Here is a 20,580-nt window from a genome sequence, read left to right on the forward strand (position 1 = left end):
TCATGAGTGAGCGATGCGAGACGGGAGTGTGGGGGCCGTCCCTCAGAGGGGAGCACGAGTGTGCTGGTGTTGGACAACGTGCCCCGCTGGTGCGGGAATGTCGTGGTCAAACGGCCTGTCGATGAAGATCTGCGGGGGCCTCACAGGGCTTCGTCGCGGGCTACCTGCCCTCGGGCACTAACGGACATCTCGGATTCTCGGGTAGAGCGGACAAGCGCGCGATGTCGGTTCTTCCGTTGTGTGGAAGCCGTGCTGACGAGCGCCCCGGCTGCAGACGATCGTCGTGACGACGCCACTGAACGTCACGACCATCCACGGTCGCGGTCCACGGTCCGAGGTCTGCGTCTGGGGTGTGAGGTCTGGGGCCCGAGGTTTGAGGTGCGAGGTCCTGGTTCTTGGTCACGTTGTTCAAGGCGTCGCGGAGTGGTGAAGCGGTGGGCCGGCGGGCGTTTCGGGGGTGTTGGTGGGGTCTTCGGTCTTGGAGGAAATGGGAGCGGAGGAGCTCGTTGAACCCCTATTGCCGCTGCGGCTGGTTGGTGCGCAGTCGGCCGAATTCTGAACGCCTCCTCTCGATGGTTTGGAATTTACGGAGATTGGTTTGCGGGCTACGAAGTTGTGATGCTGACTGTTTTCGTGATGAATGGAGAGTGTTCGTGGACGAGACCCAGGTCGTAGTTGAGGCTAAAGAAGATCTCGCTGATGGCGTTGTGGGGTTGACTTTGCGTGCTCTGGGCGGCGCTGAGTTGCCGTCCTGGGAGCCGGGGGCACATATTAACGTGGTGCTCGGAGACGAACTCGTCCGGCAGTATTCGCTGTGCGGGGACCCGGGTGATTCGAGAGCGTGGCGGATCGGTGTGCTGAAGGAGGGGCCCGGGTCGACATTCGTCCATGAGCGGGTCGCGGTGGGGGATCGGCTTGTCACGCGCGGGCCGCGGAACCATTTCGCCTTGGAGGATGCGCCCCGTTACCTGTTCCTCGCCGGCGGCATCGGCATCACGCCGATCCTGCCGATGGTGGCCGCCGCGGATGCCGCCGGGGCGGACTGGCGGCTTCTGTACGGTGGACGGCGGCGCTCCGCCATGGCCTTTCTGGATGAGTTGTCGGTGTACGGCGACCGAGCCCAGATCCGGCCTCAGGACGAGTCCGGTTTGCTCGACATCGAAAGCGCTCTTAGCGACACTTCGCCGGGCACACTCGTGTACTGCTGCGGTCCGGAACCGATGCTGGCAGCTGTCGAGGAACGCTGCACCGCACTCGCACCAGGTTCACTGCGTACTGAGCGGTTCTCTCCGAAACCCGTCACGGGCACGGACGAGGCGTTCGAAGTGGAGCTCACCCTGAGCGGCCGTACCCTCCGGATCGAGCCTGGGAACTCGATCCTGGAAACGGTGGAAAAGGAGGGCGTCAACGTCCTGTCGTCTTGCCGCGAGGGGACGTGCGGGACGTGCGAGACACCTGTGTTGGACGGCGATCCGGATCATCGGGACTCCGTCCTGACCGAGGCGGAGCGCGCGGACGGCGGCTTCATGATGATCTGCGTGTCACGCGCCCGCGGCGCCCGTCTCGTCCTGGAGCTCTAGCCGCCGGGACGCAGGGCGCGCCGGAGGGCGTTCAGACGGTCGGCGCTCATGCGTTTGGACACTCCCGCGTCCCTGATCATGGTGGAGCCGTGGAAGGTGCCGGGGTAATGGTGCACCTCGGTCGGGACGCCCGCCTGGATCAGTCGCTGCGCGTAGGTCAGGCCCTCGTCGCGCAGCGGGTCGAACTCGCAGGCCGTGACGTAGGCGGGCGGCAGCCCGGACAGGTCCTCGGCGCGTGCGGGCGCCGCGTAAGGGGAGACGCCATCGGCACCACGGGCGCCCTTGCCGAGGTAGTAGTCCCAGCTCAGTTCGGCGTTGGGCCGATGCCAGATCGGTGTGTCGGTGAAGGTGCGCATAGAAGGCGTGTCGAGCCGGTCGTCCAGTTCCGGGACGCCGAGGAGTTGGAAGCACAGCGCGGGCCCGCCGCGGTCCCGGGCGAGCAGCGCGATGGCCGCTGACAGTCCACCGCCCGCGCTCTCGCCGCCCACCGCGAGCCGCTCCGGAACGATCCCGAGGTCGGCGGCGTTCGCGGCCGTCCAGGTCAGCGCGGCATAGCAGTCCTCCAGTCCGGCCGGGAACGGATGTTCGGGGGCGAGGCGGTACTCGACGGACACGACCACCGCAGAGACCTCGGCGGCGATGGCGGTCGCGTCGTCCTCGAACATGTCGATGCTGCCGATGGTGAACCCGCCGCCGTGGATGTAGAGAAGTCCCGGCAGGTCGCCGTCCCGCTCAGCCGGGGCGAAGATGCGGACCGGGACATCGGGTGCGCCCTGCGGCCCCGGCACGGTCGTGTCGCGGGACTCGACCGGCACCGGAGGCTGGTATTTCGGCATCTCCGCGAACATCGCCGCCTCGTCCCGGCGTACCTGCTCGACGTCGACGATCGAGAGATGCGGGATCATCGCGATCCACGGGACAAGTTCCGGATCGTAGGCGTACGACAACTCGGTGCTCCTCTCTGAGGCGGGCATTACCAGTGTGGACCGCGCTCTGCGTCATGCCCACCCGACACATGTCGGGAAATACCGGTACGAGTTCTGCCGGATGCCGGTAGGCGTGCCATTCCGCCACGAAAGGCCTGCTCCCTGTTGTCGTACGCGCTGGGCGCCGACGCGGAGAACGCCGTACGGCTGATCAGCTTCTTGGACGGCCTGATCATCGGCAAAGGCGAGCCTGCACACCTTTGCCGCTGCGCAGGAGACCGAGGTTCGCCGAAACCGCGCCGGCCTCGTCGACCCGGTGTCCGGCCTTTCCCTCCGCGCCTGTCTCGCGGCGGCGGACCTGCACCGCGTTGTGGCTCACGGACGCGGGCCCGAACGTCATCCATCACAATCAGCTTGGCGCGCCGGCCGCTGTCGCCGGCCTGCGGGACGAGGACATCGCCCAGGCCGCGGACGTGACCGAGCCCGGTCGGGGTTTGGTTCGTGCATGCCGCGGGCCGGTTCACGTTCCCGTTCTCGTCCTAGGGACGGCTCTGGCTCGGCCTCGGCGCGGCTGTGGCTCCGCGGGAGTCCGGGTGATTGACCGATCTGTGCCCCGGACCGTTATTGCCATATTGATCATCCGTAGGCAGCCTCTGGTGGTATGGGAGATGCGAGCCGCACCGTCCGGGCTCCCGCCGCCGGGAGGCGGCGATGAGCTTCTCCGAGTACCTCTCCGAACGCTGGCCCACGATCGCCCGGATGATGGGCGAGCACGCCGAGGTCGTCCTGATCGCCGTCGCCATAGCGGCCGTGGCCGGGGTCGGCCTCGGGATCGCCGTCGAGGGACGCCCGAGGGCGAGAGGGCTCGCCCTCGGTGTCACGGGCACCATGCTCACCGTCCCTTCACTCGCGCTGTTCGGCCTGCTCATCCCCTTGTTCGGGCTGGGCCTGGCCCCCACCATCGCCGCGCTGGCGCTGTACGCGGTGTTCCCGATCCTGCGCAACACCATCACCGGCCTTGAGGGCGTGCCGAGCGCGGTCGAGGAGGCGGCGCGGGGCATGGGGATGAGCCGGCTGAGCCGGATGGTCCGGATCAGGTTGCCGCTGGCCTGGCCCGTCGTGCTCACCGGCGTCCGGGTGGCCACGATCATGACGGTCGCCATCGCGGCGATCGCGGCCGCCGTCGCAGGCCCCGGGCTGGGCGAGCTGATCTTCGGTGGGCTCGCCCGGATCGGCGGCGCCAACGCGCTGAACGACACTCTCGCCGGCACGCTCGGCGTCGCCGTGCTGGCGCTCGTCCTGGACGCCCTGTTCGTCGTGCTGTCCCGGCTCACCACCTCTAGGGGGCTGCGATGACCGGGCCCGCCGCGCCGGAATCGGAGGCGGTCCCTGTGACAGGCCGGGAGATGATCCGGCTCGAAGGCGTCGGCAAGCGGTATCCGGGGCAGGACGTCCCGGCCGTGGACGACCTCACGCTCAGCGTCCGTGACGGTGAGATCGTCGTGCTGCTCGGCCCGTCCGGCTGCGGCAAGACGACCACGCTGCGCCTGATCAACCGGCTGATCGAGCCGACCGCGGGCCGGATCCTCCTCGGTGGGGAGGACGTCACCCGGGTCGATCCGGACGAGTTGCGCCGCCGCATCGGCTACGTCATCCAGCAGGTCGGGCTGTTCCCGCACATGACGATCGCCGCGAACATCGGGCTGATCCCGCGGACGCTCGGCTGGGACAAGAAGCGGGTGCGCGCCCGCGTCGACGAGCTGCTCGACATGGTCGGCCTGGACCCCGGCACGTACCGCGGCCGCTATCCGAAGGAGCTGTCCGGCGGGCAGCAGCAGCGCATCGGGGTCGCCCGCGCGCTCGCCGCGGACCCGCCCGCGATGCTGATGGACGAACCGTTCGGCGCGATCGACCCGATCACGCGGGAACGCCTGCAGGACGCGTTCCTCGAACTGCAGGCCCGGATCGGCAAGACGATCGTCCTCGTCACCCACGACCTCACCGAGGCGCTCAAGCTCGGCGACCGCATCGCGATGCTCGGGCAGCGGGCGAAGCTCGTCCAGTACGACACGCCCGCGGCGATCCTCGCCGAGCCGGCCGACGAGTTCGTCGCGGAGTTCGTGGGGGCGGGCGCCGCGATGCGGCGGCTGCGGCTCGTCGAGGTCGGCTCGATCGAACTGCGGCCCGCCGGCCCCGGAGAGGCGGATACGGCCACCGTCAGGGCGGACCAGTCCCTGTACGAGGCGCTCGACGCGATGCTGCGGGCGGGCGCGGAGACCGCCACCGTCCTGGACGAGGACGGACGTCCCGCCGGCACGGTCTCGTGGTCGACGATCGTCCAGCAGACCCCGGAGGGGCGGCGATGACCGTCACCGCGGTACCGGAGCGGACGAGGGCCGAGGGGAGCGACGGACGTTCGCTCACCGGTCTCCTTGTCACGCCCGTCTTCCTCATCGTCGTCTCCGCGGCGCTGTACCTCTACATCGGCGGGCTGGACCTCGACGCGATCGAACGCCGATCCATCAACCGGTCCGAGATCGCCGACCAGTTCGTCCAGCACATCAAGCTGGTCGCGGTGTCCACGGCGCTCGTCCTCGCGATCGCGATACCGATCGGTGTGCTGCTGACCCGGCCGCGGCTGCGCCGGCTCTCGGCGCCGTTCCTCGCGCTCGCCAACGTGGGGCAGGCCGTCCCGTCCATCGGGGTCCTCGTCCTGCTCGCCGTCACGGTCGGCATCGGGTTCCAGAAGGCGGTGATCGCGCTGATCCTCGTGTCCGCCCTGCCGGTGCTGCGCAACACGATGGTCGGGCTTCAGGGCGTCGACCGGTCGCTCATCGAAGCGGGCCGCGGCATCGGCCTGTCCCGGACGGCGGTGCTGTTCCGCGTCGAGCTGCCGCTGGCCGTCCCCGTGATCCTGGCCAGCGTCCGCGTCGCGGTGATCCTCAACGTGGGCAGCGCGACGCTGGCCGCGTTCACCAACGCGGGCGGGCTCGGCGAGCTCATCAACACGGGGATCTCCCTCAACCGGACCCCGATCCTGCTCACCGGAAGCGTCCTGACCGCCGTCCTCGCGATGGCCGCCGACTGGCTCATCGGCATCGTCGAGTACGTCCTGCGTCCCCGTGGCCTCTGAACCCCTCTTGAGGAGGAGTCACCATGCGCATGCTCCCCGTCGCCGCCTCTCTCGCCGCCGTCATCCTGACCGCCGGATGCTTCAGCTCCAGCGGTACCGACGCCAAGGCCGGGAGCCTGGCCAAGGGCAACTCGCTGGAGGGCGTCACCCTCACCGTCGGGTCCAAGGAGTTCACCGAGCAGCTCGTCCTCTGCCAGGTCACCGCGCTCGCGCTGCGCTCCGCGGGCGCGACGGTCAACGAGAAGTGCGGGCTCCAGGGCAGCAACACCACGCGCGCCGCGCTGACGTCCGGCAGCATCGACATGTACTGGGAGTACACCGGGACCGCCTGGATCAACTACCTCAAGCAAACCGAGCCGATCGGCGACCCGGCCGGGCAGTACAACGCCGTCGCCGAGCAGGACCTGGCCAAGAACAAGGTCAGATGGCTCGCCGCCGCGCCCGCGAACAACACCTACGCCATCGCGGTGAAGACGACCACCATGCAGCGGCTCGGGATCACGAACCTGTCCGGCTATGCGAAGCTGGCGAAGGACGACCCGTCCAAGGCGTCCACCTGCGTGGCGAGCGAGTTCGCCGGACGCAGTGACGGATGGCCCGGCCTGCAGAAGGCCTACGGCTTCACCCTTCCGAAGTCGGCCGTCGCGACCCTGGCCGAAGGCGCCATCTACGACGCCATCGGGAAGGGCAAGCCGTGCGGCTTCGGCGAGGTCGCCACGACCGACGGACGCATCAAGGCGCTCGGTCTGACACCCGTCCCGGACGACAAGAGGTTCTTCCCCGTCTACAACCCCGCCCTCACCGTCCGTGAGCAGGTCTACAAGGACGATCCCGCCATCGGGAAGATCGCGACCCCGATCGCCGCGGCGCTCACGGATTCCGTCCTTCAGGAGCTCAACGGCGAGGTCGACATCGAGGGCAAGCAGCCCGCGGAGGTGGCGGAGACCTGGCTGAAGTCCAGGGGTTTCATCGGCAAGTAGCCGCCTGAACAGCACGATCGTTGACTACCCTGGCCCTACATATCGCCACAGTGAAGGGCATGGCGCATGAACCGCAGTGAACTGGTCAGGGCCGTGGCGGAACGCGTGGGAAGCGACGAAGCCGCGGCGCGCCGGCACGTGGACGCCGTGTTCGACGCCGTGATGGAGCGCGTGTCCGCCGGAGAACGCGTCACCGTGACCGGATTCGGGACGTTCGACCGGCTGTCCCGTCCCGCCCGCAGCGCCCGCAACCCGCGCACCGGCCTGCCGGTCGAGGTGCCCGCCGCGCAGGTGCCGCGGTTCCGGTCCGGGCAGACGTTCCGGACCCGCGTCGCCGCGGACGGACCCGGGGAGCTCGCCGTGGCGGCCGCCGCCGAACCGGAGCCGGTGGTGACGGTCGCGGTCGAGCCGTCCCGCCCGAAGAAGCAGAAGAACAACGCCAAGGACAACGGCAAGACCAACACCAAGACCATCGCCAAGACCGAGGGCAAGCCCAACAGCAAGAGCGATGGCAAGCTCAACGGCAAGAGCGGCGCCAAGAGCGATGGCAAGGGTGCCGACTCGGGGGCCGGTAAGAAGAGCAAGAAGGGGGCGGACGCGAAGAAGGCGAAGCGCGGCAAGGCCGCAGCCCCCGCCGCGAAGAAGAAGGGCGGCAAGGCCAAGGCGCGCGCCAAGGCGGGCAAGTAGCGCCGCTGGGGGCGCCGGTGAGGCGCCCCCAGCGTGACGTCACACCATGTACTGGTCGTGGCGACGGTACAGGTCGGTCCATTCTTCGTCGCTGAGGCGGCGCCCGGTCGCGGCGATCTCGGCGAGTTCCTCGAAGTACGCCTCGCGGGGCGCGCCCGGCGTGAAGAACAGAAGCATCGACGCCGGCTCGCCCGACTCGTTGCGGAACCCGTGCACGCCGCCCTCGGGGACGAACAGGAAGTCGCCCGCCGAGGTGTCCCTCCAGCCGGTCCCGTCGTGCAGGCGGACCGTCCCGGACAGGATGTAGAACGACTCGGTGATCGTCCGGTGGAAGTGCGGCATCGGGCCGGACGGCCTCGGCCCCATCTCCCACCGGTAGAGCCCGAACGCGCCGTGGGTGGAACCGCCGGTCCCCAGGTAGTGGACCCGGGTCCCGCTGTGGACACGGTCGCCGCCGGCCGCGCTTATGAGCAGGTCGGGCGGCGCGTCGGCGGGGCGGAGCGTTCCGCTGCTCTCGCCGCCCTCGCCGAAGTAACGGGCATCGGGATAGGTCATCGGGCTACACCACCAGGTTCAGCAGGAGGACGAACACCAGGCCGCAGACCGAGATCACGGTCTCCATCAGCGACCACGTCTTGATGTTCTGCCCGACACTGAGCCCGAAGTACTCCTTCACCAGCCAGAAGCCCGCGTCGTTGACATGGGAGAAGAACAGCGAACCGGACCCGATCGCGAGGACGAGCAGCGACGTCTCACCGCTGTCGAGGCTGGTGACCAGCGGCGCGAGGATGCCGGCCGCGGTCACCGTGGCGACGGTCGCCGATCCGGTGGCGAGCCGGATGAGGACGGCGACCAGCCACGCCAGGAAGAGCACGGAGAACCCGCTGTCCTTGACCCAGTCGGCGACCAGTTCTCCGATGCCGGTGCTGACGAGCGTCTGCTTGAAGCCGCCGCCGGCCGCCACGATCAGCAGGGGACCGGCGATGGGCGGCAGCGACTGGGCCAGCGACCTGGAGATCGCCTCCCGGTCCATGCCCGCGCCGAGGCCGAGGGTGAACATCGCGACGACGACCGCGATGAGCAGCGCCACCAGCGGGGTGCCGAGGTTGTCCAGGACGGTGCGGACCTGGCCGCCCTCGTCCAGGGCGATGTCGGCGACGGCCTTGCCCAGCATCAGCACGACCGGCAGCAGAACGGTGACGAGCGTGACCGGGAAGGACGGCCGGCGCCGCGGCTCGCCCTCGTCCGGCGTGTCCTTTCCGTCGTCCGCGTCTGTGACGTAGAGCTGCGGCGTCGCCACGTTCACCCAGCGGGAGGCGTAACGGGCGAACACCGGACCCGACAGCGCGATGGTCGGGAGCGCGACGAGGATGCCGAGGCCGAGCGTGAGGCCGAGGTCGGCCTTGAGGGCGTCGATCGCGACGAGGGGGCCGGGGTGCGGCGGGACGAGCCCGTGCATGGCGGACAGACCGGCCAGCGCCGGGATGCCGACCGTGATGATCGACAGCTGCGAGCGGCGCGCCACCAGCAGGATGACCGGCACCAGCAGGACGAGCCCGATCTCGAAGAACATCGGCAGGCCGATCAGCGCGCCGACCAGGGCCATCGCCCAGGGCAGGAACCGGCGCCCGGTGCGCCCGATGATCGTGTCGACGATCTGGTCGGCGCCGCCGGAGTCCGCCAGCAGCTTGCCGAACATCGCGCCGAACGCGATCAGCGCGCCGACGCCGGCCGCGGTGTCGCCGAACCCCTTGACGAACGCGTCGACGGCGTCGGCCATCGGCAGCCCCGCGACGGCGCCGACCAGCAGCGAGCCGAGCGTCAGGCTCAGGAACGGGTGCACCTTGAAGTAGGTGATCAGTACGACGATCAGCGCGATGCCGGCGAGAGCGGCCGGCACGAGCCGCCCGCTCGACGCCACCGGCGCCGCGGCCAGCACGATCGGGTGCATTCGTCATCCTCCTGGGGAGCAGTGCGAAAGATGAGGGTTGCCCGAGTGTGGCCGTTATGACCTGTTGTTATCAAGGGATAGAACCAAAAAATCATATCTTTACGAATATCTACCCCGGCTCATGTGATGATTGAGGCATGGTGGACAACCCCCAGGCCGGGCTGCACGGCAGCGTTCTCGACCGGCTCGGCACGATGATCACGTCCGGGACGCTGCCCGCGGGCGAGGTGCTGCGGATCGAGCAGCTGGAGTCCCGGTTCGGGGTGTCCCGGTCGGTGGTCCGGGAGGCGATCCGCGTCCTGGAGTCGATGGGCATGGTCACCAGCCGCCGCCGGGTCGGCATCACCGTCGCCCCGCGCCCGGGATGGAACCTCTTCGACCCACAGATCATCGGGTGGCGGCTCGACGGCGACGGGCGGGACGAGCAGCTCCGCTCCCTCGGCGAGCTGCGCCGCGGGCTGGAGCCGGTGGCCGCCGCCCTGGCCGCCCGCCGCGCGACCCCCGCGCAGTGCGGCACGCTGACGGGCGCGGTCATGGAGATGGCGGTGCACGGCAGGTCCGGCGACCTGGAGGCGTACCTGACCGCCGACATCCTCTTCCACCGGACGCTCCTGGAGGCGTCCGGCAACGAGATGATGGGGGCGCTCAGCGGTGTGGTCGGCGCCGTCCTGGCCGGCCGTACCCACCACCACCTGATGCCCGCGCACCCCGAACCGGTCGCGATCCGCTGGCACGCCGAAGTGGCGCAGGCCGTTCAGGCGGGCGACGCGGACGCCGCCGAGCGCGCCATGCGCGACATCGTCGACGAGGCGACCCGGGCGATGCTGGACCCCACCGACTGATCCGTCAGAAGAGCGTCGGGGGCTCGGCCGGCACCGGCTCGGGCAGCGGCTCCACCTCGGGCATGAGGGCCCTCACCTCGGCGTGGAAACGGCGGGCGAGCTCCAGCGCCTCCGCGTTGTCCGGCGTGTGGACGAACACGGTGGGCGAACGTCCTTCCCGCAGCCACCCGGCGACCTGGCCGACCCAGAACCGCCACCCCTCGACGGTGCGCTCGGTGTCGTCCCGTCCGAGATAGCGGACGATCGGATGTCCGGTCAGAGCCGCCGACCGGCGCGGCACCCGCGGCTTCTTCGTCCACGCGTCCCGCTCGGCGTCACTGCCCGGACGGCTCTGGAAGAACACGGTCGTGTCGAACGGGACCCACTCGGCCCCGGCCCGGGACAGCACCCGTTCGAGGTCGCGCACGCATCCCGCGTCCTCGAAGAACGCACGATGCCGCACTTCGACCGCGTACCGGTGCGCGGCCGGGAGTCCGCGCAGGAATCCCGCCAGCGTCCCGAGGTCGCCCGGGCCGAAGGAGCCCGGCAGCTGCACCCACAGGGCATGCGCCCGCGACCGCAACGGCTCGATGGCGTGCAGGAACGACCGGAGTTCCGCCCCGTCCCCGGCGAGCCGCCCTTCGTGCGTGATCGACTTCGGCAGCTTGAGCACGAACCGGAAGCCGGGATGGGTCTGCTCCGCCCACGACTCCACCGCGCTCCGTGCGGGCGTCGCGTAGAAGGTCGTGTTCCCCTCCACGGCGTTGCACCAGCTTGCATAGGCGCGCAGCCGCTCGCCCGGAGGCAGTGACGGTGGCAGGAACCGCCCCTGCCACCGCGCGTGAGCCCACATCGCGCATCCCACATGAAGCCGCATGTTCCGACGCTATCGGGGCCCGCACGCCGCCAGGCCCGGCGGCGTCAGCGGGAGCGGGAGCCGAGCCCGTCCTTGGACGTCCACCAGAGGCGCGGAAGCAGTGGGGCGATGGTGCGTTCGGCGGCGCAGCCGCGCCACACGCCGAGGCCGTAGGCAAGCTCGTCCAGGAGGCGAATGCCCGTCCACGTCAGCGGGCCGAGCGAGGAGCCGCCCTGCCTGCGCAGCGCGACGGCGGCGGGCCCGACGGCGGCCGCGGCGAGCGGGAGCCGCAGCCGCGGGACGGCGAGGGCGGCGGGGACGGCCACCGGCCACCACGTGCGGATCACCGTGCGCCCGAGGATCTCCCCGGCGGCGAGGGTGCCGCCGGACGCCATCCGGATCGCGAGCGGCCAGGGCCGGTCCGTCCAGGCGGAGAACTTGCGGGCGAGCAGGGCCGTGCCGCCCGCGGTGACGGCGAGGCCGGCCGCCGGGTTCCCGGCCGCGGCGAGTCCCCAGGCCAGCGCGCTCCAGCCGGACATGGTCAGGGCCGGAAGCTCGTCCGGGTGCCTGATCGCCAGCGGCGCGGCAGATGTCCCGTAGTCGTGCCGCCGCGCCAGCCATGCGCGCAACCGCGTCCGGTGCTGATGGGCCACGACGGATTCGGGGACGTAACGGATGTGCGCGCCGGCGCCTGCGAGCCGCCACACGAAGTCGACGTCCTCGCCGACGCGCATGCGCTCGTCGAAGCCCGCCCCGAACGCGGCGCGCCGCACGACCAGGGCGGCGCTCGGCACATAGGAGACGGCCGAACGCGGCCGGACGATGCCGGGCACGCCGCCCATGTCCAGCGCCGAGCATTCCGCCTCGTAGCGGGCCAGCACCCCGGAGCCGGTGACGTGCGAGGTGATGCGGGGCGCGGCCGCCGCGACGGCGGGGTCGGCGAAGTGCGCGAGGAGCGGGGCCAGCCAGCCGGGCCCGGGGACGCAGTCGGAGTCGACGAAGGCGATGAACGGCGTGCGGGCGGCGCGCGCGCCCGTGTTGCGGGCCGCGCCCGGGCCGCCGTTCGCGCGGCGCCGGATCACCCGGGCCCCTGCCCCGGCCGCCGCCTCGGCGATCGGCCCGGGGTCGGGGGAGGCGTCGTCGACGACGATGACCGGGTGGCCCGTCCCGAGTCCGGCCAGGCATCGCGCCAGTTGCCGGGCGCGCCCGTAGGCGGGGACGACGATCGTCACGTCGGACGGGTCCGTGGCCCCTTCGGGCGGAACGGGGTGCATCATGCCCGCTTCCAGCAGGCGCCGCGCGAGGAGCCCGGCGGCGCGGCCCGGACCGACCGGGGCACCGCCGCGCCACCGCTCCACCAGGTCGGCGCCGTCCGGGGTCAGCCGCATGATGCGGGCCGGTGCTCCGCCGAGCAGGACCCGGCCGTCCTCAAGGGGCGCCAGTCCGGCGTCGGGGCGGAGCCGGAAGCCGGCGGGCAGCGGAGTCCTAGCGGAGTTCATCGTTCAGCCTGTCGAGCAGCGACCGGGTCAAGGACTGGAAGAGGCGGGCGCCTTCGGCGGCGGTGGCCCCTGCCGGGTCGCCGAGGACCCCGTTGGGGCTGACCGTGCGCACCCCTTCGGCGCGGAGGCGGGGCATGAGGGCGGGCAACGGCTCGGTGGCGCCTTTCTCGGCCAGGTCCAGGAGGACGGCGGCCGGGGCCAGATGCAGGAGGAGGGAGGTCTCGGTGCGTCCCGCGTGGGCGTCGCCGCCGGGGACGTCCAGATGGTGGACGAGCAGACGCCGCCCCTCTTGGGCGCAAACGCCGGCGGCGAGCCGGAGGGCGTCGGTGTTGCCGCCATGCCCGTTGACGATCACCAGAGTGGGCCAGCGGGGGGAGGCGTCCCGCGCCAGTTCGGTGACGAGCCGGGCTAGGGCCTCGGTGCCGATGCTGAGGGTGCCGGGAAATCCGGCGTGCTCACCGCTGGCCCCGTACGGAACGGCGGGGCCGAGGTCCGCCTGCGGGAAGGCACGGTGGGCGTGCGCCGCGACCGCGGCGGCGATGCGCGTGTCGGTGTCGAGCGGCAGATGGGGGCCGTGCTGCTCGAACGATCCGACGGGGACGAGCAGGATCCTCCTCGGCCCCTCCACCTCGGGCCAGGTCATGTCCGCCAGCGGACGGCTCATCCCGTGAATCCGCCGTCGACGTTCACGGAGGCGCCGGTGATGCCGGACGCGCCGTCCGAACACAGCCACACCACCGCCGAGGCGATCTCGGCGGGGTCGAGCAGCCGGTTGAGCCTCTGATGCCGGGCCAGTTCGCCGGCCCCGGAGAGCCGGTAGACGTCGGCGGTGCGGTCCAGCAGCGCGGTGGCGGTGCTGCCGGGCAGGACGGCGTTGGCGGTGACGCCGCTCGGCCCGAGATCGGCGGCGAGCGCGCGGACGTAGCCGAGCGTGGCGTGCTTCGCGGCGACATAGGACGCCAGCCGCGGCAGCCCGCGCTCGCCCGCGGAGGAGACGACGGCGACGAACCGGCCCCGGCCGTGCGGCGCGCGCAGCAGGCGCGGGACGGCGGCGCGGGCGAGGTTGGCGACCCCGTGCAGGTTGACGGACAGGTCGCGATCCAGGTCGGCCGGGGTCTGCTCCCAGGCGGGCCCTTCGGCGCCGATGATCCCGGCGACCGCCACCGCGGCGACCAGGCGCCCGCTGTCGGCGGCGTCCACGAGCCGTGTCACGTCGGACGGCGACCGGACGTCGCACGGCAGCGCGGTCGTCCGGGCGCCCAGGCCGCCGCACGTCTTCTCCACCGAGGCGAGGTCGTGCGCGGTGGCCAGCGGGTAGCCGAGCCCCTCGACGGCGCCGGACGACGGGACGTCGCCGAGCACCAGGTCGTACCCCGCCCGGGCGAGCGCGGCGGCGACCGCCGCGCCGATGCCCCGGGCGGCGCCGGTGACCACCGCGACCGGGCGCTCCGCCGTGCTCACGGCCGCGGATCCGCCACGGCTCCCAGCGTCCGGGTGAACCCCGGCGGGACGAGCACGTCGTCGGGCGTCAGCTCATGAATCGACGAGCGGCCCAGCCCCAGCAGGGCCGAGTCGATGCCGCCGCGCAGGACGTCGAGCACGTTCTCCACACCGGCCTGCCCGTTGGCGGCCAGGCCCCAGAGGTAAGCGCGTCCGATCATCACGGCCTTCGCGCCGAGGGCCAGCGCCTTGACCACGTCGCCGCCGCGCCGGATGCCGCCGTCCAGCAGGACTTCGATCTGGTCGCCCACCGCGTCGGCGACCGCGGGCAGGGCGCGGATCGGCGCCGGCGTGCCGTCGAGGTTGTTGCCGCCATGGTTGGAAACCGAGATCGCGCTGACCCCGGCGTCGACGGCGCGCAGGGCGTCGTCCACGCGGCACACGCCCTTGAGCATGAACGGCCCGTCCCACTGCTCGCGGAGCCAGCGCACGTCCTCCCACGATGGTGGAGGGGTCTGAATCCACTGGCCGTAGGCGCCGAAGAACGTCGGCGCCTGCCCGCCGGGTTCGGCCAGGTTCGGCGTGGTGAGGTCGGGCAGCTGCTTGGATCTGGCGTAGTCGAGGAGCCAGCGCGGCCGGGCCAGCGCCTGCGGGGCGAGCTTGGCCATCGCCTTGACGTCGAGACGTTCGGGGATCCAGGGACTGCCCCAGTCGCGGCCGTAGGAGAACGACCAGTCGAGGGTGACGATGATGCCCTTGGCCCCGGCGGCGCGCGCCTGCTCCATGCGCCGCGCCATCTCCTCCTTGGAGCCCATCCAGTACATCTGGAAGAACATCTGGGGGTTGGCCGCGACGACGTCGGCCAGCGGCTTGCTCGCGAACGAGCTGAGCCCCATCGCCGTCCCTCGCGCGGCGGCCGCCCTCGCCACCGCGACCTCGCCCTCGGGGTGGACTGCCTGCACCCCGGTCGGTGAGATGATCACCGGCAGCGAGATCTGCTGGCCGAGGACCGTGGTCTCCATGTCGCGCTTGGCCGACAGCCCGGCGACATGCGGGGCGAACCCCAGCTCGGCGAACGCCTTGGTGTTGTCGTCGTAGGAGACCCCGCGCTCGGAGCCTGCGAGCAGCGCGCTGTAGACCGACCTGGGGAGGCGCCGCTTGGCCCGGCGCTGCGCCTCGGCGACCGTCTCGAACCATCCACCGCTCATGATCGTCCTCTTGTCTCGTGACCGGCCAGCGGGCTCTCGTCGCAGAAACGGTCCGGGCGTCCGGCGGGCACGGCCGGCATGCCGAGCGCGACGGGCCGGGCCCGCATCGGTCCGGTGTGGGAGTGGTCTCCGCTGGGGCGCGGAGCGCTCGCACGGTCGGCCGTCCGCAAGGCCGTCTCGCCGTGGCCCTTGACGCATTCGGGGTCCGGGCCGTCCAGCGGGAGGCCGGTGAAGAACTTGGCCGCCATGCAGCCGCCCCGGCAGGCGTCGTAGGCCGAGCACTGCGTGCAGGCGCCGCCGGTCTGGGGGCGGCGCAGCTCGGTGAACAGGTCCGACTCGCGCCACACCTTGGCGAAGCCGCCTTCGTCGCGGATGTTGCCGGCCAGGAACTCCGCATGGATGGCGAAGGGGCAGGCGTAGACGTCGCCGACCGGGTCGATCAGGCACACCACCCGTCCGGCGCCGCACAGGTTCAGGCCGGGCAACGCCGACCCGTAAGCGGACAGGTGGAAGAAGGAGTCCCCGGTCAGGACGCGCTCGCCGTGCTCGACCAGCCAGTGGTACAGGTCCTTCTGCTGCCGGCTCGTCGGGTGAAGCTCGTCCCAGACGTCGGCGCCACGCCCGGACGGACGGAGCCGGGTCAGCCGCAACTGGGCGCCGTACCGGTCGGCGATCGCCTTGAACGCGTCCAGTTGCCCGGCGTTGTGGCGGGTCACCACCACCGACACCTTGAATTCGCGAAACCCGGCCTTCTGCAGGTTCTCCATCGCCCGGATCGCGGTGTCGTACGAACCTGCGCCCCGGACGGCGTCGTTGACGTCGGCCGTCGCACCGTCCAGAGAGATCTGCACGTCCACGTAGTCGCTGCGGGCCAGCCTGGCCGCCACCTCCGGCGTGATCTTCACGCCGTTGGTGGAGAACTTCACCCCGACGCCACGCTCGGTGGCGTAGTCGACCAGCTCCCAGAAGTCCGGCCGCACGGTGGGTTCCCCGCCGCCGATGTTGACGTAGAACACCTGCATCCGCTGGAGCTCGTCGATGACGGCCTTGGCCTCGGCCGTCGTGAGTTCCCGCGGATCACGGCGCCCCGAGCTGGAGAGGCAGTGCACGCACGCGAGGTTGCACGCGTAGGTCAGCTCCCATGTGAGGCAGATGGGGGCCTGGAGCCCGTGCTGGAAATGGTCAACCAGCCGGCCGGGGGAGCGGTGTGCCGCCGCGGTCATGGTCGTCATTGCGGTGCTCCTCGGAATCCCTCGGCCTATGGCCGCTTGACGAGCATGTGAGAGGACGCCAGCGTGGACAGCGCGGCGCGGTACCGGTCGAGATCGTGCTCCCCGACGCCCGCGCTGAGCAGCGCGTCCCGGGCGCTCGGCCGATCGGCCAGGGCACGCACCCCGTCGAGCAGCCGGCGGTCCTTCAGGAACGACAGCCGCCGCGTGCCGTAGTGGTAGAGCAGCGCCCCGAACGGCTCCGGCCGCACCGCCACCTGGGGGTGCAGCTCCCACGCGGCCTCCAGGTCGAAGCCCGGTGCGGCCGGGGCGCCGGGGACGGACGTGTCGGACATCGGCGGGCTCAGTAGACGCCGCACATGCCGTCGATCGAGACCTCTTCCACGAGCAGGTCTTCTTCGACGAGTTCCGGCGCGGCGGTGTCCTCGTCCTCGGCGGGGGCGGTGGAGACGGAGGCGGTCTGGGAAGCGTCGCTCATGGGAGACTCCCTGGATCGTTCGCACACGATCGTGTGCCGTGTGCGTCACAATAATGGCACTGAGTGCCGAAAGGAAGAGGCGTGCCCCGGACCACCGGACCGTCCGCCCCGCGCGTCGGGCGCCGGCCGCGCACCTCCCGCGCCGAGCTGGAGCGGGTCGCGCTGCGGCTCTTCGCCGAGCGCGGCTTCGAGGAGACCACCGTCGACGACATCGCGGCCGCCGCCGGGATCGGCCGCCGCACCTTCTTCCGGTACTACGGCTCGAAGAACGACGTCGTCTGGGGCGACTTCGAAGGCGAGCTGGAACGCATGCGCGCCTGGTTCGCCGAGTGCCCGCCGCAGGCCCCGATGATGGACGCGCTGCGCGAGGCGATCGTGGAGTTCAACCGGCTCGACCCCGGCCAGGTTCCCTGGCACCGGCTGCGGATGACGCTGATCCTGGAGGTCCCGGCGCTGCAGGCGCACTCGACCCTCCGTTACGCGGACTGGCGCGCCGTCGTCGCCGGGTTCGCCGCGTCCCGGCTCGGACGCCCCGTGGACGACCTGATGCCGCAGGCGGTCGCGCACGCGTGCCTGGGCGTCTCCGTCGCCGCCTACGAGCGGTGGCTCCGGCACCCCGGCAGCGACCTCGGCGACCTGCTCGACACGTCCATGGCCGCCCTCGCGCACGGCTTCGGCTGACCCCCGAGCGCCCCGCCTACCGACCACCGAAAGGACGCCCGGCCAACGGCGGGCGCCCTTTCGTCAGGGCGGTGCGGTCAGCGCGAGTGTTCGTTCGGGCCGACGGCCGGGCCATGGTCCCCGCGGCGGCGGGGGCCGGGCAGGTCGGTGCGGGCGAACGGGACTGTGCGCTCGGCGGCGAGGGAGGCGCCGAGCGCATCGGCGACCTCGTTGCGCAGCCGAGGCAGCTCGGCGTAGAAGGCGTCGCCAGGGCATTGGGTGGCGACATAGTCGCGGTGCCCCACGATCGCGGCGTGGGGATCGAGGTCGTAGACGTCGCTCAGCCAGGCCAGCGTCTGGACGAGGGCGCTCCACAGGGCCACCGTGGGGAGTTCGGTGATGTAGGTGCCCTCGTTCTCGATGCCGAGGGTGTGGCCGTTGTTGTTGGCGGTCTGTGCGCCCAGCACGTTGGCGCCTTGGCCTATGGCTTCGAGCGAGCGGTTACGTCCTTCCATGACGTGGCCGCCGCGGCTGATGGTGAGCTGCTGGCCGGTGTCGTCCCACCCGTTGTCGTCCATGTGGAGGTCCTGGCAGTCGCGGGACAACTGAAGCGCGTGGGTGAGTGAGTAGTCGGTGGAGTTGGGGAAGGCCATGTGGTGGACGACGAGATGGTCGGGCGCGGCGATGATCTGCGCCGGGGAGACCGGCGGACGGGCGTTCCACTCGGCCCGGGTGTAGACGCGCGGCTTGGTGTAGGCGTCGGCGGGTCCTGGGCGGGCGAGATCGGCCGTTCCGAGCAGGACGGCGCCGCCTGCGACGGCGCCCGCGCGCGCAAGGAAGGCGCGGCGGGCCAGCGATGGTGAGTCGGACATGGCGGGGGGCTCCTTGCCATCGAACATCGACCTGTTGATCATCCCTAACCGAAGGACCGCCGGGAGAACAGGTGAAAAGTGATCAAGCTGGGAGTCCGGCGTTTGGCACCTCACCGGGTCCCTGCTGCTCATGCCGGAATACCGCCCGGCGGGCGCGAAGACGTTGACGTACCCTGCCGGGCGGGACGGTGGTCGGGCTCCACCGTCCCGCCCGGGCCGCCCGCGGGTCAGGCCGGCCGTCCTCGCGGACCGGTGAGTTCGAGCGGGGCGACGGAGCGATTCACGCCCTCTCCTTCGGGGGCCGTCCGGTCAGCTCGGTGACCTCGTGTTCGAGTTCGGCGGCGATCTGCTGGATCTCCGGGTTCGCGCCGGTGCCTTCCAGTTCGTGGCTGAGCGCCTCCAGTTCGGCGCCGCCGGCCATGAGCCCGGTGAGCTCCTCGCGGGTGATCTCGCCCCTGGCGTGGTAGCCGGCGCTGCGGCCGCGGTTGAGCAGCAGGAACCGGTCGCCGACCGGGAAGGCGTGGTGCGGGTTGTGGCTGATGAATATGACGCCGAGCCCGCGCTCGCGGGCCTGGACGATGTAGCGCAGCACGACCCCGGCCTGCTTGACGCCGAGCGCGGCGGTGGGCTCGTCCAGGATGAGGACCTTGGCCCCGAAGTAGACGGCGCGGGCGATGGCCACGCACTGGCGTTCACCGCCGGACAGGGTGCCGATGGGCTGGTCGACGTCGCGCAGGTCGATGCCCATGTTGGCCAGTTCGGTCTTGGTCGTGTGCCGCATGAAGCCGATGTCGAGCCGGCCGGCGGGGCCCCACCCCTTGCGCGCCTCGGAGCCTAGGAAGAAATTGCGCCACACCGGCATGAGCGGGACGACCGCCAGGTCCTGGTACACGGTCGCGATGCCGCGGGCCAGCGCGTCGCGAGGGGAACCGAAGCGCACCGGCTCGCCCTCGACCTCGTAGGCTCCCTCGTCGTGCTGGTGCAGACCGGCGATGATCTTGATGAGGGTGGACTTGCCCGCGCCGTTGTCGCCCAGCACGCAGGTGACCTCGCCCGCGCCCACTTCCAGGTCGACGCCGGTGAGGGCGATGATGTTGCCGTAGCGCTTGCCCGCCTTGACCAGCCGGACGAGCGGCGTCCCGGTGACGGTCATCGGCTCGCCTCCGTCCGGCGGCGGACCCAGAGGTTGAACAGGGTGGCGAACAGGAGCATCGCGCCGAGGAAGAAGAAGAACCAGTCCGGGTTCCATCCGGCGTAGACGATGCCCTGGGTGGCCATGCCGAAGATGAACGCGCCGATCGCCGCGCCCATCGCCGAGCCGTAGCCGCCGGTGAGCAGGCAGCCGCCGATGACGGCCGCGATGATGTACCGGAACTCGTTGCCGACGCCCTCGCCGGACTGGACGGTGTTGAACGAGAACAGCAGGTTCATGCCGGTGAACCAGCATGTGAAACCCACCGTCATGAACAGGCCGATCTTCACGCCGCGCACCGGCACGCCCACGGCCCGGGCGCTCGGGGCGGCGCCGCCGACCGAGAAGATCCAGTTGCCGACGCGGGTCCGCAGCAGCGTCCAGGTGGCGATGGCGACGAACAGCAGCCACCACAGGACGCTGATGCGCAGCGACACACCGCCGACGTCCCACTCGGAGGCGAAGAACGCGCGGGCCGACTCGAAGCCCGCCATGTCCGAGATGTTGGGGCTGGCGACATTGCCCGTGACGATCTTGGTGACCGCCAGGTTCAGACCCTGCAGCATCAGGAAGGTCGACAGGGTCACCAGGAAGCTGTGGATCCCCGTTCTGACGACCAGATAGCCGTTCAGCGCGCCGACCCCCAGCGCCACCAGCAGCGAGACGCCGATGCCGGCCCACAGGTTCGCGGTGAGCTGGAAGGCGAGCATCGAGGCGACCAGCGCGGAACTGGTGACCGCCACCCCGGCCGACAGGTCGAACTCGCCGCCGATCATGAGCAGCGCGACGCCGACCGCGGGGATGCCGAGCGTGGAGGCGGCGTAGAGGATGGTCGCCAGGGCGTCCAGCCCGCGGAACGGCTCTGCGACCGCGAAGAAGAACGCGTAGATGACGATCGCGCCGCCCAGCGATCCGATCTCCGGGCGCCCGAGCAGCCGGGCCAGCGGCGATCTGCGGGTGAGCCGTTCGTCGGGAATCGGCGGGCGGACGCCGATGTCCAGTGTTTGACTCATCAGAACCTCCATGGGTCCGGGGGAGAGGCCGGGTCGCCTCGGGAGACGCCCTGGT

General features: G+C 71.1%; 22 protein-coding genes. 8 read left to right on the plus strand and 14 right to left on the minus strand.

Annotated elements, in window-relative coordinates:
• Positions 1-653: 653 nt before the first annotated feature.
• Positions 654-1,580, plus strand: coding sequence for a PDR/VanB family oxidoreductase (locus ACQPXG_RS18095; RefSeq protein WP_433468865.1), 927 nt, complete (start codon positions 654-656; stop codon positions 1,578-1,580).
• Here the strand turns inward: ACQPXG_RS18095 and ACQPXG_RS18100 are convergent.
• On the minus strand, positions 1,577-2,527 hold the full coding sequence (locus ACQPXG_RS18100; RefSeq protein WP_433468866.1) for an alpha/beta hydrolase: 951 nt from the start codon (positions 2,525-2,527) through the stop codon (positions 1,577-1,579). The genes ACQPXG_RS18095 and ACQPXG_RS18100 overlap by 4 nt on opposite strands.
• A 690-nt stretch (positions 2,528-3,217) precedes the next feature.
• On the opposite strand from ACQPXG_RS18100, the gene ACQPXG_RS18105 reads away from it, so the two are divergent.
• The 5 genes from ACQPXG_RS18105 to ACQPXG_RS18125 all read left to right on the plus strand — a co-directional run bounded on the left by ACQPXG_RS18105 (position 3,218) and on the right by ACQPXG_RS18125 (position 7,306).
• Complete coding sequence (locus tag ACQPXG_RS18105; RefSeq protein WP_433468867.1) at positions 3,218-3,862, plus strand: ABC transporter permease; 645 nt, start codon at positions 3,218-3,220, stop codon at positions 3,860-3,862.
• Complete coding sequence (locus tag ACQPXG_RS18110; protein ID WP_433468868.1) at positions 3,859-4,872, plus strand: ABC transporter ATP-binding protein; 1,014 nt, start codon at positions 3,859-3,861, stop codon at positions 4,870-4,872. Before ACQPXG_RS18105 ends, ACQPXG_RS18110 begins: the two co-directional genes overlap by 4 nt.
• Positions 4,869-5,639, plus strand: coding sequence for an ABC transporter permease (locus ACQPXG_RS18115; protein ID WP_433468869.1), 771 nt, complete (start codon positions 4,869-4,871; stop codon positions 5,637-5,639). Before ACQPXG_RS18110 ends, ACQPXG_RS18115 begins: the two co-directional genes overlap by 4 nt.
• Before the next feature lie 23 nt (positions 5,640-5,662).
• Entirely contained in the window at positions 5,663-6,619 is a 957-nt protein-coding gene (locus ACQPXG_RS18120; RefSeq protein ID WP_433468870.1) for a glycine betaine ABC transporter substrate-binding protein, read from the plus strand.
• Between the two features lie 66 nt (positions 6,620-6,685).
• A complete protein-coding gene (locus tag ACQPXG_RS18125; protein WP_433468871.1) occupies positions 6,686-7,306 on the plus strand; it encodes an HU family DNA-binding protein in 621 nt (206 codons plus the stop codon).
• Between the two features lie 39 nt (positions 7,307-7,345).
• Here the strand turns inward: ACQPXG_RS18125 and ACQPXG_RS18130 are convergent, their stop codons facing one another.
• Positions 7,346-7,861: a cupin domain-containing protein gene (locus ACQPXG_RS18130; protein WP_433468872.1), complete on the minus strand. Its 516-nt coding sequence runs from the start codon at positions 7,859-7,861 to the stop codon at positions 7,346-7,348.
• Between the two features lie 4 nt (positions 7,862-7,865).
• Complete coding sequence (locus ACQPXG_RS18135; protein WP_433468873.1) at positions 7,866-9,257, minus strand: GntP family permease; 1,392 nt, start codon at positions 9,255-9,257, stop codon at positions 7,866-7,868.
• 137 nt (positions 9,258-9,394) lie between these two features.
• Between ACQPXG_RS18135 and ACQPXG_RS18140 the strand changes: the two genes are divergently transcribed.
• A complete protein-coding gene (locus tag ACQPXG_RS18140; RefSeq protein ID WP_433468874.1) occupies positions 9,395-10,099 on the plus strand; it encodes a FadR/GntR family transcriptional regulator in 705 nt (234 codons plus the stop codon).
• 4 nt (positions 10,100-10,103) lie between these two features.
• Here ACQPXG_RS18140 and ACQPXG_RS18145 read toward each other — a convergent pair whose 3' ends face one another.
• The 8 genes from ACQPXG_RS18145 to mftA are packed head-to-tail and all read right to left on the minus strand — an operon-like array spanning position 10,104 to position 16,788.
• Entirely contained in the window at positions 10,104-10,955 is an 852-nt protein-coding gene (locus ACQPXG_RS18145) for a DUF72 domain-containing protein (protein ID WP_433468875.1), read from the minus strand.
• Positions 10,956-10,999: 44 nt separating this feature from the next.
• Positions 11,000-12,433 (minus strand): mycofactocin biosynthesis glycosyltransferase MftF, encoded by a 1,434-nt coding sequence (mftF, locus tag ACQPXG_RS18150; protein ID WP_433468876.1) that lies wholly within the window; start codon positions 12,431-12,433, stop codon positions 11,000-11,002.
• Positions 12,420-13,097, minus strand: a complete 678-nt coding sequence (gene mftE / locus ACQPXG_RS18155) for a mycofactocin biosynthesis peptidyl-dipeptidase MftE (RefSeq protein WP_433468877.1) — start codon at positions 13,095-13,097, stop codon at positions 12,420-12,422. Before mftE ends, mftF begins: the two co-directional genes overlap by 14 nt.
• The gene (locus ACQPXG_RS18160) at positions 13,094-13,894 is read right to left on the minus strand and encodes an SDR family oxidoreductase (RefSeq protein ID WP_433468878.1); all 801 of its coding nucleotides are present in this window, start codon (positions 13,892-13,894) and stop codon (positions 13,094-13,096) included. The genes mftE and ACQPXG_RS18160 overlap by 4 nt, the downstream gene beginning before the upstream one ends.
• Positions 13,891-15,081, minus strand: a complete 1,191-nt coding sequence (gene mftD / locus ACQPXG_RS18165; protein ID WP_433468879.1) for a pre-mycofactocin synthase MftD — start codon at positions 15,079-15,081, stop codon at positions 13,891-13,893. The genes ACQPXG_RS18160 and mftD overlap by 4 nt, the downstream gene beginning before the upstream one ends.
• Entirely contained in the window at positions 15,078-16,313 is a 1,236-nt protein-coding gene (mftC, locus tag ACQPXG_RS18170) for a mycofactocin radical SAM maturase (RefSeq protein ID WP_433468880.1), read from the minus strand. Before mftC ends, mftD begins: the two co-directional genes overlap by 4 nt.
• 26 nt (positions 16,314-16,339) lie before the next feature.
• Positions 16,340-16,645, minus strand: a complete 306-nt coding sequence (gene mftB / locus ACQPXG_RS18175) for a mycofactocin biosynthesis chaperone MftB (RefSeq protein WP_433468881.1) — start codon at positions 16,643-16,645, stop codon at positions 16,340-16,342.
• 8 nt (positions 16,646-16,653) lie between these two features.
• A complete protein-coding gene (mftA, locus tag ACQPXG_RS18180) occupies positions 16,654-16,788 on the minus strand; it encodes a mycofactocin precursor MftA (protein ID WP_433468882.1) in 135 nt (44 codons plus the stop codon).
• A gap of 81 nt (positions 16,789-16,869) precedes the next feature.
• Here mftA and mftR point away from each other — a divergent pair, with 81 nt between their 5' ends.
• Entirely contained in the window at positions 16,870-17,469 is a 600-nt protein-coding gene (gene mftR / locus ACQPXG_RS18185) for a mycofactocin system transcriptional regulator (protein ID WP_433468883.1), read from the plus strand.
• A gap of 77 nt (positions 17,470-17,546) precedes the next feature.
• Here the strand turns inward: mftR and ACQPXG_RS18190 are convergent, their stop codons facing one another.
• From ACQPXG_RS18190 to ACQPXG_RS18200, 3 genes are all read right to left on the minus strand, one after another.
• Positions 17,547-18,320: a peptidoglycan recognition protein family protein gene (locus tag ACQPXG_RS18190; RefSeq protein WP_433468884.1), complete on the minus strand. Its 774-nt coding sequence runs from the start codon at positions 18,318-18,320 to the stop codon at positions 17,547-17,549.
• 280 nt (positions 18,321-18,600) lie between these two features.
• Positions 18,601-19,473: an ATP-binding cassette domain-containing protein gene (locus tag ACQPXG_RS18195; protein WP_433468885.1), complete on the minus strand. Its 873-nt coding sequence runs from the start codon at positions 19,471-19,473 to the stop codon at positions 18,601-18,603.
• The gene (locus tag ACQPXG_RS18200) at positions 19,470-20,525 is read right to left on the minus strand and encodes an ABC transporter permease (protein ID WP_433468886.1); all 1,056 of its coding nucleotides are present in this window, start codon (positions 20,523-20,525) and stop codon (positions 19,470-19,472) included. The genes ACQPXG_RS18195 and ACQPXG_RS18200 overlap by 4 nt, the downstream gene beginning before the upstream one ends.
• Between the last annotated feature and the right edge of the window lie 55 nt (positions 20,526-20,580).

Source organism: Spirillospora sp. CA-128828, from assembly GCF_050945415.1.
GTDB lineage: Bacteria > Actinomycetota > Actinomycetes > Streptosporangiales > Streptosporangiaceae > Spirillospora.

Coding starts and splice junctions, on each gene's coding strand:
- ACQPXG_RS18110 (WP_433468868.1), top strand. CDS start 3,859: ATGACCGGGCCCGCCGCGCCGGAATCGGAGGCGGTCCCTGTGACAGGC.
- ACQPXG_RS18135 (WP_433468873.1), bottom strand. CDS start 9,257: ATGCACCCGATCGTGCTGGCCGCGGCGCCGGTGGCGTCGAGCGGGCGG.
- ACQPXG_RS18115 (WP_433468869.1), top strand. CDS start 4,869: ATGACCGTCACCGCGGTACCGGAGCGGACGAGGGCCGAGGGGAGCGAC.
- mftC (WP_433468880.1), bottom strand. CDS start 16,313: ATGACGACCATGACCGCGGCGGCACACCGCTCCCCCGGCCGGCTGGTT.
- mftA (WP_433468882.1), bottom strand. CDS start 16,788: ATGAGCGACGCTTCCCAGACCGCCTCCGTCTCCACCGCCCCCGCCGAG.
- mftD (WP_433468879.1), bottom strand. CDS start 15,081: ATGAGCGGTGGATGGTTCGAGACGGTCGCCGAGGCGCAGCGCCGGGCC.
- ACQPXG_RS18125 (WP_433468871.1), top strand. CDS start 6,686: ATGAACCGCAGTGAACTGGTCAGGGCCGTGGCGGAACGCGTGGGAAGC.
- mftB (WP_433468881.1), bottom strand. CDS start 16,645: ATGTCCGACACGTCCGTCCCCGGCGCCCCGGCCGCACCGGGCTTCGAC.
- ACQPXG_RS18105 (WP_433468867.1), top strand. CDS start 3,218: ATGAGCTTCTCCGAGTACCTCTCCGAACGCTGGCCCACGATCGCCCGG.
- mftE (WP_433468877.1), bottom strand. CDS start 13,097: ATGAGCCGTCCGCTGGCGGACATGACCTGGCCCGAGGTGGAGGGGCCG.
- ACQPXG_RS18130 (WP_433468872.1), bottom strand. CDS start 7,861: ATGACCTATCCCGATGCCCGTTACTTCGGCGAGGGCGGCGAGAGCAGC.
- ACQPXG_RS18190 (WP_433468884.1), bottom strand. CDS start 18,320: ATGTCCGACTCACCATCGCTGGCCCGCCGCGCCTTCCTTGCGCGCGCG.
- mftF (WP_433468876.1), bottom strand. CDS start 12,433: ATGAACTCCGCTAGGACTCCGCTGCCCGCCGGCTTCCGGCTCCGCCCC.
- ACQPXG_RS18200 (WP_433468886.1), bottom strand. CDS start 20,525: ATGAGTCAAACACTGGACATCGGCGTCCGCCCGCCGATTCCCGACGAA.
- ACQPXG_RS18120 (WP_433468870.1), top strand. CDS start 5,663: ATGCGCATGCTCCCCGTCGCCGCCTCTCTCGCCGCCGTCATCCTGACC.
- ACQPXG_RS18195 (WP_433468885.1), bottom strand. CDS start 19,473: ATGACCGTCACCGGGACGCCGCTCGTCCGGCTGGTCAAGGCGGGCAAG.
- ACQPXG_RS18145 (WP_433468875.1), bottom strand. CDS start 10,955: ATGCGGCTTCATGTGGGATGCGCGATGTGGGCTCACGCGCGGTGGCAG.
- ACQPXG_RS18140 (WP_433468874.1), top strand. CDS start 9,395: ATGGTGGACAACCCCCAGGCCGGGCTGCACGGCAGCGTTCTCGACCGG.